We start from the raw sequence: 11,925 nt of genomic DNA, 5'->3' as shown, positions 1-11,925 counted from the left end.
AAATGCTCGGGCTCAGAACAACTGAATCGGCTTGAAGATGTCCGCGTATATTAAGAGGCCGCCCATCGCCAGCATGGCCACGACCACCACATAGGTCAGCGGAAGCATCTTGATGGTGTCCACCGGCTTCACGTTCTTGAGACTGAAGATCCTGGCGACCGTGCGCTTCAATCCATCGTAGAGGGCGCCGACCACGTGGCCGCCGTCCAGCGGCAGCAGCGGGATCAGGTTGAAGGCGAACAATGCAAGGTTCAGTCCGCCGGCCAGCGAGAGCAGGGTCGCGAACTTGTCGCCCACGGAGATCGAGTCCTCCGCACTGATTTCGCCGGCGATCCGGCCCACGCCGACAATGGACACCGGGCCGTTCGGGTCGCGTTCCTCGTTGCCGAAGGCTGCCCGTGCGACATCGGCCATGCGTTCGGGCAGATGCAGGATCACGGTGCCGATGTTGGCCAGCTGGGTGCCGACCACGCCGGGCACCTCGCTGATCGGCTGGGGCAGGTTCTCCACGGTGGAGCTCATGCCCACGAAACCGACCTTCGCCATTTCGTACTCGCCGTCGGCTCCCTTCACCGGGTAGCCGTTCGCGTCCGTGACCGGCCGGTCGGTCAGGTACGGGGTCATGGTGGTGCTGTGGCTGGCGCCGTCGCGGGTGTACTGAAGCGACACCGGCTGGCCCGGATTCTCGCGGATGACGTCGGTGAGCTTGTTCCACTCCCCCTGTGCCACGGCCATGCCGTTCACCGAGGTGATGGTGTCGCCGGGCAGCAGTCCGGCTTCGTAGGCGGGAGCGGCCGGGTCCGAGGCCGAGCATTCGGTCTGGTCGGCGTTCTCGGCCGTGGCGATGCACTTGTAGACCTCGGAAACCGTGGTCGTGGTGGTGGCGACGCCGAAGCTGGTGAGCACGATGCCGATCAGCACGAAGCCCAGGATCAGGTTCATGAACGGACCGCCGAGCATGATGATGATGCGTTTGTAGGTGGGCAGCTGGTAGAACATCCGCCCTTCGTCCTCGGGCCTGACGTTCTCATTGGCCTGCGAGCGCGCGTCGTCCACCATCTGGCCGAACACCCGCTGGAACAGGTTCGGCTTCTTCCGCGGCGCCCCCGGTCCCCCCTCCGCGGCCGGGCGCGGCGGGTACATGCCGACCATCGAGATGTAGCCGCCCAGCGGCAGCATCTTGATGCCGTACTGGGTTTCCCCGCGCTTGAAGGAGAACAGGGTCTTGCCGAAACCGATCATGTACTGCGGCACACGCAGACCGAAGAGCTTGGCCGGCACCAGGTGCCCGACCTCGTGCAACGCGATGGAGGCTCCGATGGCCAGCACCATGAAGAGCACTCCGAGGATGAACAGCACTGCGCTCATGCGCTGACCCCCAGGATCCTGGATGCGTGGGCGCGGGCCCACTTGTCGGTTTCAAGCACCACTTCCACGCTGGGCTCCGCGTTGACCGGGGTGTAGTCGTCCAGCGCGCGCTCGATGGTCTCCACGATGTCGGTGAAGCGGATCTTTCCGTCGTGGAATGCGTCCACCGCCACCTCGTTCGCCGCGTTGTACACGGCCATGTGGGTTCCGGAGGCCGCGGCGGCCTGCTTGGCGATCTTCACCGCGGTGAACACCGATTCGTCCAGCGGGTCGAAGGTCCAGCTGGCGGCGGTGGAGAAGTCGCAGGACGCGGCGGCGCCGGCCACGCGATGCGGCCAGTTGATGCCCAGCGCAATGGGCAGGCGCATGTCCGGGGGCGAGGCCTGGGCGATGACCGACCCGTCAATGAACTCGACCATGGAATGGACGATCGACTGGCGGTGCACCACCGGCTCGATCCGGTCCAGCGGCACGTCGAAGAGCAGATGCGCCTCGACGACTTCCAGCGCCTTGTTGACCATGGTCGCGGAATTGGTGGTCACCATGCGGCCCATGTCCCAGGTCGGGTGGGCCATGGCCTGCTGCGGGGTGACGTCGCGCAGCTTTTCGTAGCTGTAGCCGAAGAACGGTCCGCCGGAAGCGGTGACGATGAGCTTGGCCACTTCCTCCGCGGTGCCCGAGCGCAGCGCCTGGGCCAGTGCCGAGTGCTCGGAATCGACCGGGGCGATCTGTCCGGGGGCGGCGAACTGCTTGACCACCTGGCCGCCGATGATCAGCGATTCCTTGTTGGCCAGCGCCAGCAGGTGTCCCGCCTTCAGCGCGGCGACGGTCGGCTCCAAGCCGATGGCGCCGGTGATCCCGTTGAGCACCACGTCGGCCTCCGCGAACGCGGCGACCTCGGTGGCGGCCCGCGGGCCGGCGAACAGCTCGGGCGCATAACCGCGCACCGACGCCTCCTGCGCGGCCGCGGCGATCGCGTCGGCGAGCGCCTGGGTGGATTCCACGGCGCTGCCCACCACGGCCGGCCGGTACTTCACCGCCTGGCGCGCCAGCAGCTCCAGGTTGTAGCCGCCGCTGAGCGCGGCGACGCTGAACTGCTCCGGGGCGTTGTCGATGACATCAAGCCCCTGAGTGCCGATGGACCCCGTGGAACCGATCAACGTGACGCGGCGCGGCCGCCCTGGCTCGGGAGAAAAATCTTTGGTGCTCACCCGTCCATTATGGTTCCTCTAACTGTGAGGTCCCAAAGAGCAGCGCCGGGTCCGCGACGGTGCTCACAGCCCCAGGCTGCGGGCGATCAGCAGCTGCTGCACCTGGGTGGTTCCCTCGCCGATTTCCAGGATCTTGGAGTCCCGGTAGTGCCGGGCCACCAGGGTTTCATTCATGAAACCGTAGCCGCCGAAAATCTGCGTGGCGTCCCGCGCGTTGTCCATGGCCGCCTCGCTGCCCACCAGCTTGGCGTGCGCCGCTTCCACCTTGAAATCCTTGCCCGCCAGCATCTTGGCCGCCGCCGCATAGTAGGCCAGCCGCGCCAGGTGCACCCGGGTGGCCATGCGGGCCAGCATGAACGAGATCCCCTGGTTCTTCCCGATCGGGGTGCCGAAGGTCGTGCGGGTCTTCGCGTAGGCCACCGCCTCGTCAAGGCATCCCTGGGCTGCGCCAGTGGCCAGGGCGGCAATGGCGATGCGCCCCTCGTCGAGGATTTCCAGGAAGTAGGAATAACCGCGGCCCTGCTCGCCGAGCAGGTTCTCCTGCGGCACCCGGGCGCCGTCGAAGTGCAGCGCATGGGTGTCACTGGCCCTCCAACCGACCTTGTCGTAGGCGGGGGCGACGGTGAACCCCGGGGTTCCCGAAGGGAGGATGATGGCCGAGATCTGCTTGCCCCCGGTGGCTTCGTCCAGCCCGGTCACCGCGGTGACCGTGACCAGGGAGGTGATGTCCGTGCCGGAGTTCGTGATGAATTCCTTGCCTCCGTCGATGACCCATTCGCCCGCATCAAGCCGGGCGCGGGTCAGCGCTGCCGAGGCGTCGGACCCGGCACCGGGCTCGGTCAGGCCGAAGCCCGCCAGCTTCTCCCCTGCCGCCAGTTCGGGAAGCCAGGTCAGTTTCTGCTCCTGACTGCCGAAGCGGTACAGCGGCATGGCGCCCAGCGACACCCCAGCTTCCAGGGTGATGGCCACCGACTGGTCGACCTTGCCCAGTTCCTCCAGCGCGAGGGCCAGGTGGAAGTAGTCGCCTCCCGAGCCCCCGTATTCCTCGGAAATCGGCAACCCGAACAGGCCCAGCTCGCCCATCTGCTTCACGATGTCGTAGGGGAAGGACTTGTTGGCGTCGTTGGCCGCGCTCTGCGGGGCCACGACCTGCTGGGCGAAGTCACGAACGAGGTTGACCAGGTCCTGGTATTGCTCATCGAGTTCCAGATCAAGCATGGGGCTCTCTCTCCATTGGGGTTCCCCATCCGGCTGCGCGGTGTGCCGGCACCGGATGACGGGTCGTGTCGCCCTGAGGTCAGCATTACTTGGCCGCTCACACCCAAGGCGCGTATGGTTAATATTCGTTAACTGATCGCCGATATTTTTTGGTATCAGCCACATTTTTGACACTAGTGGCAGGCGTCACAGTTGTCCATAGTCGGGGTCGGTATTCGCAAGGAGATGATGCCTGTGGCAAGGTACCAGCCACTGCATGAGCCAACGGACCGCGAGCGCGCCAAGGCCGAACGCCGCGAGGCGCTGCTGCGCGAGGCAACCCGCCTGTTCGCCCAGCACGGCTACGCCGGGGTGTCCCTGGAAGACCTGGGCGCCGCGTGCGGCATCTCGGGCCCCGCGGTCTACCGCCACTTCGCCGGGAAACAGGCGGTGCTCATCGCGCTGCTCGTGGACATGTCGAAGGACATCTACGAGGGAGGACAGGCGGCGGCCGAGGCCGGCGGCGAGCCAATCGAGGTGCTCTCCCGGCTGGTGGATTTCCACACAGATTTTTCGCTCTCCCGCCCCGACATCCTGCAGGTGCAGGACCGGGACTTGAAGTCGCTGCCCAAGGCGGAGCTGGCGCTGGTGCGCAAGCTGCAGAACTCCTATATTGCGCTGTGGACAGCGCAGCTGGCCAAGCTGCATCCCAAGGACTCGGTGCAGTCCCAGCGGTTCCGCGCCCACGCGGTGTTCGGCCTGCTGAACTCCACCGCCCATTCGGCGCATAATCCGCGCACCAAAAAGTCGGGATTAAAGCCGCTGCTGTCCAATATGGCGCTTGCAGCGCTGACTTCACCGGTAACCTAGTTTTAAGCCCTTGCTCTTTGAAGCCTGCCAACCGGTACGCTTCCCACACGATCGAAAGGCCTTTGCCGTGCAGCTACGTGAGGTCCGCGCTTCCGATTTAGACGCATTCTTCGCTCACCAGCAGGAACCAGAAGCGAATCTGATGGCCGCCTACCAGGCGCGCAACCCTGCGGATCGTGCGGTGTTCGACCACCACTGGAACCAGATCCTCAACGACCCCAAGGTGCTGGTGCGCACCATCGAGCACGACGGCGAAGTCGCCGGCTCGATCCTGGTCTTCGACGGCGAAGCTCCCGAGATCAATTTCTGGACCTCGACCAAGTTCTGGGGCAAGGGCATTACCACCAGCGCGGTGGATGCGTTCCTGGCCGAGTTCACCAAGCGCCCGCTGATGGCCCACGTGGTGCAGGACAACCTCGGCTCCATCAAGGTCCTGGAGCGCCGCGGCTTCAAGATCGTGGGCACCGAGCAGATCTTCTCCAATGCCCGGGCAGAAGTCGTCACCGAAAACGTCATGCAGCTGGACTAGCAGCGGCAGGCTTTAACGCCTCGAGCCGGTTCCCCTTGCGGGAACCGGCTCGATGCATTTCCGGGGCGAATCGCCGCTCCCCGGCGGCTGGCGCTACTTGGTGGCGTTCAGCGTCCGCCAGGCCTCGCGGCGCACCGCCTGCTCATGCGGGTCGGGCACCGGCGCGGCGGCCAGCAGGCGTCGGGTGTAGTCGTGCTGCGGCGCGTGCAGCACGGTCTTGACCTTGCCCTGCTCCACCGCGCGGCCAGACTGCATGACCACCACGTAGTCGGCGAGCATGTCCACCACTGCCAGGTCGTGGCTGACGAACAGGCAGGCGAAGTTGAAGTCGCGCTGCAGGTCCTGGAGCATTTCCAGCACCACCGCCTGCACCGAGACGTCCAGCGCACTGGTGGGCTCGTCGGCAATCAGCAGTTCCGGGTTCATCGTCAGCGCGCGGGCGATGCACACACGCTGGCGCTGGCCTCCGGAGAGCTCATGCGGATAGCGGTTGACCACGCTGCGCGGCAGCTTCACCGCGTCCAGCAGCTCCATGGCGCGCTGGATGCGGCTGGCCTTGGTGCCTTCCTTGTGCACCACCATCGGCTCGGTGATGCATTCGCCGATGGGGAACCTCGGGTTCAGCGAGGCCGCTGGATCCTGGAAGATCACGCCGATCGACTTGCGCACCTTGCGCGCTTCGCGCGGCGAGAGCTTGGGCAGGTTGTGCCCCTTCACCGACAGCGAGCCTTCGGCGACCGGAAGCAGGCCGATGACCGCCTTGGCGATGGTCGACTTGCCGGACCCGGATTCGCCCACGATGCCCAGCACCTCCCCCTTGGCCACGTCGAAGCTCACGCCCTCCACGGCCCGGAACTTGGTGCCGCGCATGTCGTATTCCAGCACCAGGTCCTTGGCTTCCAGCACCAGCTCGCGCCCCTTGGAGGCAGTCTGTTCGGCATGGGCGGCGTTCGCGTCGATCACCACGGGCGAGAGCTTCGGCACCGCCGACAGCAGCCGCTGGGTGTATTCGTGTTTCGGGTGCAGCAGCACCTGGTCCACGGTGCCGGTCTCCACCAGGTTGCCCTGGAACATCACCGCCACCTGGTCCGCCATGTCCGCCACGACACCCATGTTGTGGGTGATCAGCAGGATGCCGGTGTTCAGCCGGTCCTTGAGCTCGCGCAGGAGGTCCAGGATTTCGGCCTGCACCGTCACGTCCAGCGCGGTGGTCGGCTCGTCGGCGATGATGACCTTGGGATCGCAGGAGATCGCCATGGCGATCACGATGCGCTGGCGCTGGCCGCCGGAAAACTGGTGCGGGTACTGCTTGATGCGCTTGGCCGGTTCGGGGATGCCGACCAGGGCCAGCAGCTCCACGGCGCGGGCTGTGGCTTCCTTGCCGTAGGCGATGCCGTGCAGCTCCAGCGCCTCGGTCAGCTGGCGTTCGATGGTCAGCACCGGGTTCAGCGCGGTCATCGGTTCCTGGAAGACCATGGCGATGTCGGTGGCGCGCATCTTGCGCATCTTCCCGGCGTCGAGGCCCACCACGTTCACATTGCCGACCTTCGCCACGCCCGAGACGTTGGCGTTGCCCGGCAGCAGTCCCATGGCGGCGGTGGAAGTCACGGACTTGCCGGACCCGGACTCGCCGACCAGCGCGACCACTTCACCGGGCTTGACGGCCAGCGAGAGTCCCTTGACCGCGTGCACGTCCGGGCCCGCGGTTTCGAAGGTGACCTGCAGGTTGTCGAAGCTCAGCGCGTAGCCCTCGGTGGCGTCATTGGTTGGTGCGGCGTGGCTCATGGCTTCTCCTTGCGGGTTGGCATGGCAAACAGGCCGGCGCGGCGGCGGCGCTTGCCACTATGGCGTGGGTCGAAGGCATCGCGCAGGCCGTCGCCCAGGAAGTTCACTGACAGGGCGATGGCCACGATGGTCATGCCCGGCCACCAGAACAGCCAGGGTCGGGTGGTGAACGCGTTCTGGTACTGGCTGATCAGCAGGCCCAGCGAGGATTCCGGCGGCTGGACGCCGAAGCCCAGGAAGGACAACGAGGATTCCAGCAGGATCGCGCCGGCAATCGCGAACGTTGCGTTCACCACGATCACGCCGATGGTGTTCGGCAGCAGGTGCTTGAAAATCACCCGCGAGGTCTTGGAGCCCATGGCCTGGGCGGCGGACACGTATTCGCGCTCGCGCAGCGAAAGGATCTCCCCGCGCACCAGGCGCGCCAGGCCGGTCCAGGTAACCAAGCCAAGGGCCACCGCGAGAAGGATGATGGAGCTGGAGCCGCGCCCGGCAATCTGGCCCAACACCGCGGCCAGCACCAGCAGCGGGATGACGATGAACAGATCGGTAATGCGCATCAGTGCCTCGTCGACCCAGCCGCGGAAGTACCCGGCCAGCGCGCCGATGATAGCGCCGATCACCGTGGCCACCAGGCCGACCACCACGCCGATGATGATGGACTTCTGCGTCCCGTTCATGACCAGGGCGAAGTAGTCCTTGCCGATGGAGTCCTGGCCGAAGGGGTGCTCGCCGATCTGGATGCCCGAACCGCCAAGCCAGGTGGGCAGCAGCGACATGGTGGGCTTGCCGCCGTTGACCACGGCGCCGGCATCGAGGTAGCTCTGCTTCCACCAGCCGGGAATGGGCCCGTAGCCGATCGAGGTGAATGCCAGCAGGGTGATCAGCACGAGGATGATCGCGGAGATCATGGCGGGTTTGTGATGCAGGAACCGTTCCAGGACGATCCGCGACTGGCTCTTGGAAGTCTCGCTCGCGACCGCGAGTTTCGCGTCCTCGACTTCTGCAATGGATGTCAGGTTCTTTGGCATCTTCTTGTTCGTGTTACTCATCGAATGTCCTTAGTTTCCTAGACCCGGATCCGCGGATCGAGAATTGCGTACACAATGTCTGCCAGGAGGTTGAAGAGTACCGCCGCGGTGCCGGTGACCAGGAAGAATGCCATGACCGGTGCGGGGTCCACCGCATGCAGGCCGGTGATGAACATATCTCCCATGCCCTTCCAGCCGAACACCGTCTCGGTGACCACCGCGCCTCCGATCAGGCCGGCGAAGTCGAAGGCCGCGATGGTGGCGATCGGGATCAGCGCGTTGCGGAAGGCGTGGCGGAAGATCACGGTGCGTTCGCTCAAGCCCTTGGAGCGCGCGGTGCGGATGTAGTCCTGCTGCTGCACCTCGAGCATCGATGAGCGGGTGTAGCGCGAATAGCTGGCCAGCGAAATGATGGCCAGCACGATGGTTGGCAGCAGCAGCTGGGTGGCGTTGTCCAGGAAGTGGTCCCAGAAGCCGCCGCCAAGGTTCGCGGTGGAGGACCCGATGGTTGCGATGGGCCGCCCCTTCAGATCCAGGAAACCCGGCCACGCACGGAAGATGTGGTCCAGCACGGTCAAGCCGGCGCCGACCAGGCCTACGGTCACCGAGACGCCCATGGCGGACTTGGACAAACGGCCTCCCATGAGCTTGCCGATCAGGCCCGGAATGACCACGGCCAGGATGGCACCGCCCAGCAGCAGCCATCCGCTGGGATCAGCCAGCAGCCAGAAGGTCGCGTAATACATTCCCAACACGAGCGCCGCGGTGATCAATGCCGGGTACAGCACGCGCTTCTCCTTGAGCCCGACGCTCATGGCGGTGGCGGACAGCGCCAGCAGCACGGTCAGCACGATGATGACTGCTGGACCCATTTGCGGGAATCGGTAGAAGTTCAGCCACACGCTGTACTGCAGCAGCAGCGGCACGAAGACGGCGGTGGCCAAAAAGGTGATGCCGCGGCGTTTGAGCGAACCGGCCATCAGCATCTGCAGGACCAGGCCAGCGACCAGGCCGATCAGGATGCTGGTGCCCAGGGATATCTGGGGGTTCTCCAGCCAGTTGTTGTAGCCGATCGCCATGTACTCCTTGAGCAGCACCGCTGCCCAGAACACCGGAAGGGAGAAAAACAGGAACGTCAGGAAGGTGACGAGATAGTCGAGACCCGAGTACTGGCGCACGGCGGTGAGCACGCCAATGGCGATACCCAGGATGGCGGCGATGACGGTTGCCAGCAGCACCAGTCGCAGGGTCGATGATGCGGCGTTGGCCAGCAGGTCGGTGACCTCGATGCCGTTGATATTGCGGCCCAGGTCGCAGGCGCCCACGAAGCACTTGGAGACACCGGTCAGCCAGGTCAGGTACCGCAGGTACCAGGGCTGTTCCAGGTTCATGTATTCGGTGCGCTGCTGCATCAGGTATTCGCGGTTTTCCGCGTTGCTTTCACGCAGATCGCCGAGCGGGTCACCGGAATTGATGACCAGGATATAGAGCAGCAGCGATGCGGCTAACAGCACGCCGGCGGCCGATCCCAGTCTCTTCAGGATGAATTTCAACACGGTACTAACGTCCTCTTTCTTTTCGCCTGGTGGCGCTCCCGACTCCGCGATGTTGGAGCCGGACACGACGCGGGGCCCGATGATGATCGGGCCCCGCGGGCGCTCACAGCTGGTGTATGCGTTTGATCAGGCCGAGGGCCTACTCAGCGCGTACCCACTGCTCGGCGTTCCAGACGATGCCGTTCTGGGTTGCCGTGTGGCGGACATTCTGGATGTCAGCGCCCGAAGCGCTCAGACCCGGGTGGGCGAACAGCGGGATACCGAACAGGTCATCCCACAGCAGCTTCTCGATCTTCTTGGTCTGCTCCGCGTGGACTGCCGGATCCAGCGAGGTGGCCAGGGTCTCCCACTCGGCATCGACCTGTTCGTTGGAGTACTTGCCGTAGTTCTGCGGCTTGCCGGTCGCGTAGATGTTCTGGCCCGAGGAGATCTGGCCCGAACCTGCCCAAGCGAACAGTGCTACCTCGTAGTCGCCACGCTCCTGGGTTCCACCCGGTGCGAAGAACTTCGGGTCGCCTGCATCCACGATATCGAAGCCTGCCTTGTCGCAGGAGGACTTGATCTGCGCGACTTGGTTGGTGCGGCGTTCATTCGGTGCGGAGTAGCCGATACGCACCTTGGTGCCCACAGCGTCCTGCTCCTCGAGGATCTTCTTGGCCCCGTCGACGTCGACCTGGTCGTAGCGTCCGTCATAGGCAGCTGCCACGGTATCCGCGTAGTTCTCCTGGAATGGGAAGACCTCGCGCAGGTTCATGACTTGTGCGTCAGGGTTCAGCGGCTTGATCAGGTTGTCCACGATTTCCTGGCGTGGAACGCACATGGCGAAGGCTTTGCGCAGTTCCAGGTTGGTCATCGCGTTGCCCTTGACGAAGTTGAAGTCCAGGTGCTCCCAGGTCAGGGTGTCGCCCTGCTGGATATTGACGGCGCTGCCCAGCCCCTTGAGCTGTTCCAGGGTATCGACGGTCGGCTGTGGGCCAATGACGTCGAGGTCCTTGTTCTGCAGTGCCTGGACCATGCCGGAATCGGCCAGGAAGCGGAAGTTCAGTTCCTTGGTCGCTGCAGGGGTACCGTAGTAGTTCTCATTGGCGGTCAGGGTGACGGACTCGCCAGCCTTCCATGAGCCGAGCTTGTACGGTCCGGACACCGGCATGTCTGCTTCATCCGGCAGGGTGCCCGGCTTGGTGGTCCAGCCGGTGTTCCAGAACTTGGCGGCCTTCTCAAGCTTCTTGGAGTCCCCGTCGCGGACAGCCGCAACGAACTCCTCGGTGCTCAGCCCACCCTTCTCTGCCACTACATGCGCCGGGTGCAGCATCCAGGTCTGGATCTGCCAGTCCGGATCCGGAGCCTTGAATTCAACGGTGAATTCCTTGCCCGCAGGATCGCCCTGGGGGCCCTTCGGGACGGTGTCGCCAAGGTCGGTGGAGACCGAGGAGAACAGTGGCTTGTCCTTCGACCCGGTGTTCAGGTTGAGGTTCTGCACAGCCCAGGCCAGCACCGCGTCAGCGGTGGTGATGTCGGTGCCATCGGACCACTTGGCGTTGTCGGCGATGGTGTACTTGATGGTCAGCGGATCATCGCTGATCTTCTCGAAGCTTCCCAGATCTTCGTTCGGGTAGATCTTGCCGTCGGTACCGAAGTAGGTGAAACCGGCGAACATGCGGTCGGTAATGCCGGAGTTGTAGGTGGAGTAGGTCTGCGGAGTGAATCCGTTGTAGCTGATGAATTCAGGGGCGCCGATGGAAACTTTGATGGTTCCATCCTTGGTCGTGATGTCGCCCAGGTCCGCCAGACCGGTGGTGGTCGCCTCGGCGCCGGCGTTGCCCGAACCCGCGGATTCGGTGGCCGATGGGCTGGTTTCGCTTCCGCCTGGCGCACATGCAGACAGCGCCAGTGCCATCGCTGCGCCTACGACGACTGCCTTCGAAACGCGTTGGAACCGCATTTCGCCTCCTTGAGATCTTCGATTGATACGAGTTCTGAAACTTCCGAATCAGTGTGGATCAAGTCACACCCGATCCAATGAGCAATAGACTAACCGGAATTTCTGGTCTTGGATATAGAAAGATTCGCTTCAGATAGTCACGAGAAGGCAACGAAAAGTTAATGCAGGATTTCGCTTGTTACCGGCGAGTTAATGCGAGTTGCCTCACATCCGCGAGATTTCAAGGGTTTCTTTCAGATTGGGAAAAATCAACCAGATGCACAGCTGAGCCCAAGCCTAGCCATCAAGTCATTTATAACAGTTTGGTAACACCCGATGAATCCCGTAATATTCTCAAACAAATCTTGAATATCGATGTCCTCGCACGTCATCAAGGCAGGCGGGCATGTCATCAAAACAGAAAAGAACGCCGCAACCAGTATCGGTTGCGGCGTTC

The 11,925-nt window shown here is 63.9% G+C and carries 9 protein-coding genes; 2 read left to right on the top strand and 7 right to left on the bottom strand.

Annotated elements, in window-relative coordinates:
• Positions 1–12 precede the first annotated feature (12 nt).
• The 3 genes from IEY43_RS06115 to IEY43_RS06105 all read right to left on the bottom strand — a co-directional run bounded on the left by IEY43_RS06115 (position 13) and on the right by IEY43_RS06105 (position 3,797).
• Positions 13–1,368, bottom strand: a complete 1,356-nt coding sequence (locus IEY43_RS06115; RefSeq protein WP_188947716.1) for a M50 family metallopeptidase — start codon at positions 1,366–1,368, stop codon at positions 13–15.
• Entirely contained in the window at positions 1,365–2,579 is a 1,215-nt protein-coding gene (gene dxr, locus IEY43_RS06110) for a 1-deoxy-D-xylulose-5-phosphate reductoisomerase (RefSeq protein ID WP_188947715.1), read from the bottom strand. The genes IEY43_RS06115 and dxr overlap by 4 nt, the downstream gene beginning before the upstream one ends.
• A 63-nt stretch (positions 2,580–2,642) precedes the next feature.
• Positions 2,643–3,797, bottom strand: a complete 1,155-nt coding sequence (locus IEY43_RS06105) for an acyl-CoA dehydrogenase family protein (protein ID WP_188947714.1) — start codon at positions 3,795–3,797, stop codon at positions 2,643–2,645.
• Positions 3,798–4,031: 234 nt separating this feature from the next.
• Here IEY43_RS06105 and IEY43_RS06100 point away from each other — a divergent pair, with 234 nt between their 5' ends.
• Complete coding sequence (locus IEY43_RS06100; RefSeq protein ID WP_374189848.1) at positions 4,032–4,646, top strand: TetR/AcrR family transcriptional regulator; 615 nt, start codon at positions 4,032–4,034, stop codon at positions 4,644–4,646.
• A gap of 67 nt (positions 4,647–4,713) precedes the next feature.
• Positions 4,714–5,175 carry a GNAT family N-acetyltransferase gene (locus IEY43_RS06095; RefSeq protein ID WP_188947712.1) on the top strand — a complete coding sequence of 154 codons (462 nt, stop codon included), beginning with the start codon at positions 4,714–4,716 and terminating at the stop codon, positions 5,173–5,175.
• Positions 5,176–5,268: 93 nt separating this feature from the next.
• On the opposite strand, the gene IEY43_RS06090 is transcribed toward IEY43_RS06095, so the two are convergent.
• From IEY43_RS06090 to IEY43_RS06075, 4 genes are all read right to left on the bottom strand, one after another.
• The gene (locus IEY43_RS06090) at positions 5,269–6,960 is read right to left on the bottom strand and encodes an ABC transporter ATP-binding protein (RefSeq protein WP_188947711.1); all 1,692 of its coding nucleotides are present in this window, start codon (positions 6,958–6,960) and stop codon (positions 5,269–5,271) included.
• The gene (locus tag IEY43_RS06085) at positions 6,957–8,012 is read right to left on the bottom strand and encodes an ABC transporter permease (protein ID WP_188947710.1); all 1,056 of its coding nucleotides are present in this window, start codon (positions 8,010–8,012) and stop codon (positions 6,957–6,959) included. The genes IEY43_RS06090 and IEY43_RS06085 overlap by 4 nt, the downstream gene beginning before the upstream one ends.
• 17 nt (positions 8,013–8,029) lie before the next feature.
• Positions 8,030–9,547: an ABC transporter permease gene (locus IEY43_RS06080; RefSeq protein WP_188947709.1), complete on the bottom strand. Its 1,518-nt coding sequence runs from the start codon at positions 9,545–9,547 to the stop codon at positions 8,030–8,032.
• A gap of 139 nt (positions 9,548–9,686) precedes the next feature.
• Positions 9,687–11,489, bottom strand: coding sequence for an ABC transporter family substrate-binding protein (locus tag IEY43_RS06075; RefSeq protein WP_188947708.1), 1,803 nt, complete (start codon positions 11,487–11,489; stop codon positions 9,687–9,689).
• Between the last annotated feature and the right edge of the window lie 436 nt (positions 11,490–11,925).

The organism is Glutamicibacter protophormiae (assembly GCF_014647495.1).
In the GTDB taxonomy this organism is placed as follows: Bacteria; Actinomycetota; Actinomycetes; order Actinomycetales; family Micrococcaceae; genus Glutamicibacter; species Glutamicibacter protophormiae.
Note: the sequence above shows the minus strand (reverse complement) of the source record. Positions and strands in the feature narration are given on the sequence as shown.

Coding starts and splice junctions, on each gene's coding strand:
- IEY43_RS06115 (WP_188947716.1), bottom strand. CDS start 1,368: ATGAGCGCAGTGCTGTTCATCCTCGGAGTGCTCTTCATGGTGCTGGCC.
- IEY43_RS06105 (WP_188947714.1), bottom strand. CDS start 3,797: ATGCTTGATCTGGAACTCGATGAGCAATACCAGGACCTGGTCAACCTC.
- IEY43_RS06090 (WP_188947711.1), bottom strand. CDS start 6,960: ATGAGCCACGCCGCACCAACCAATGACGCCACCGAGGGCTACGCGCTG.
- IEY43_RS06085 (WP_188947710.1), bottom strand. CDS start 8,012: ATGAGTAACACGAACAAGAAGATGCCAAAGAACCTGACATCCATTGCA.
- IEY43_RS06075 (WP_188947708.1), bottom strand. CDS start 11,489: ATGCGGTTCCAACGCGTTTCGAAGGCAGTCGTCGTAGGCGCAGCGATG.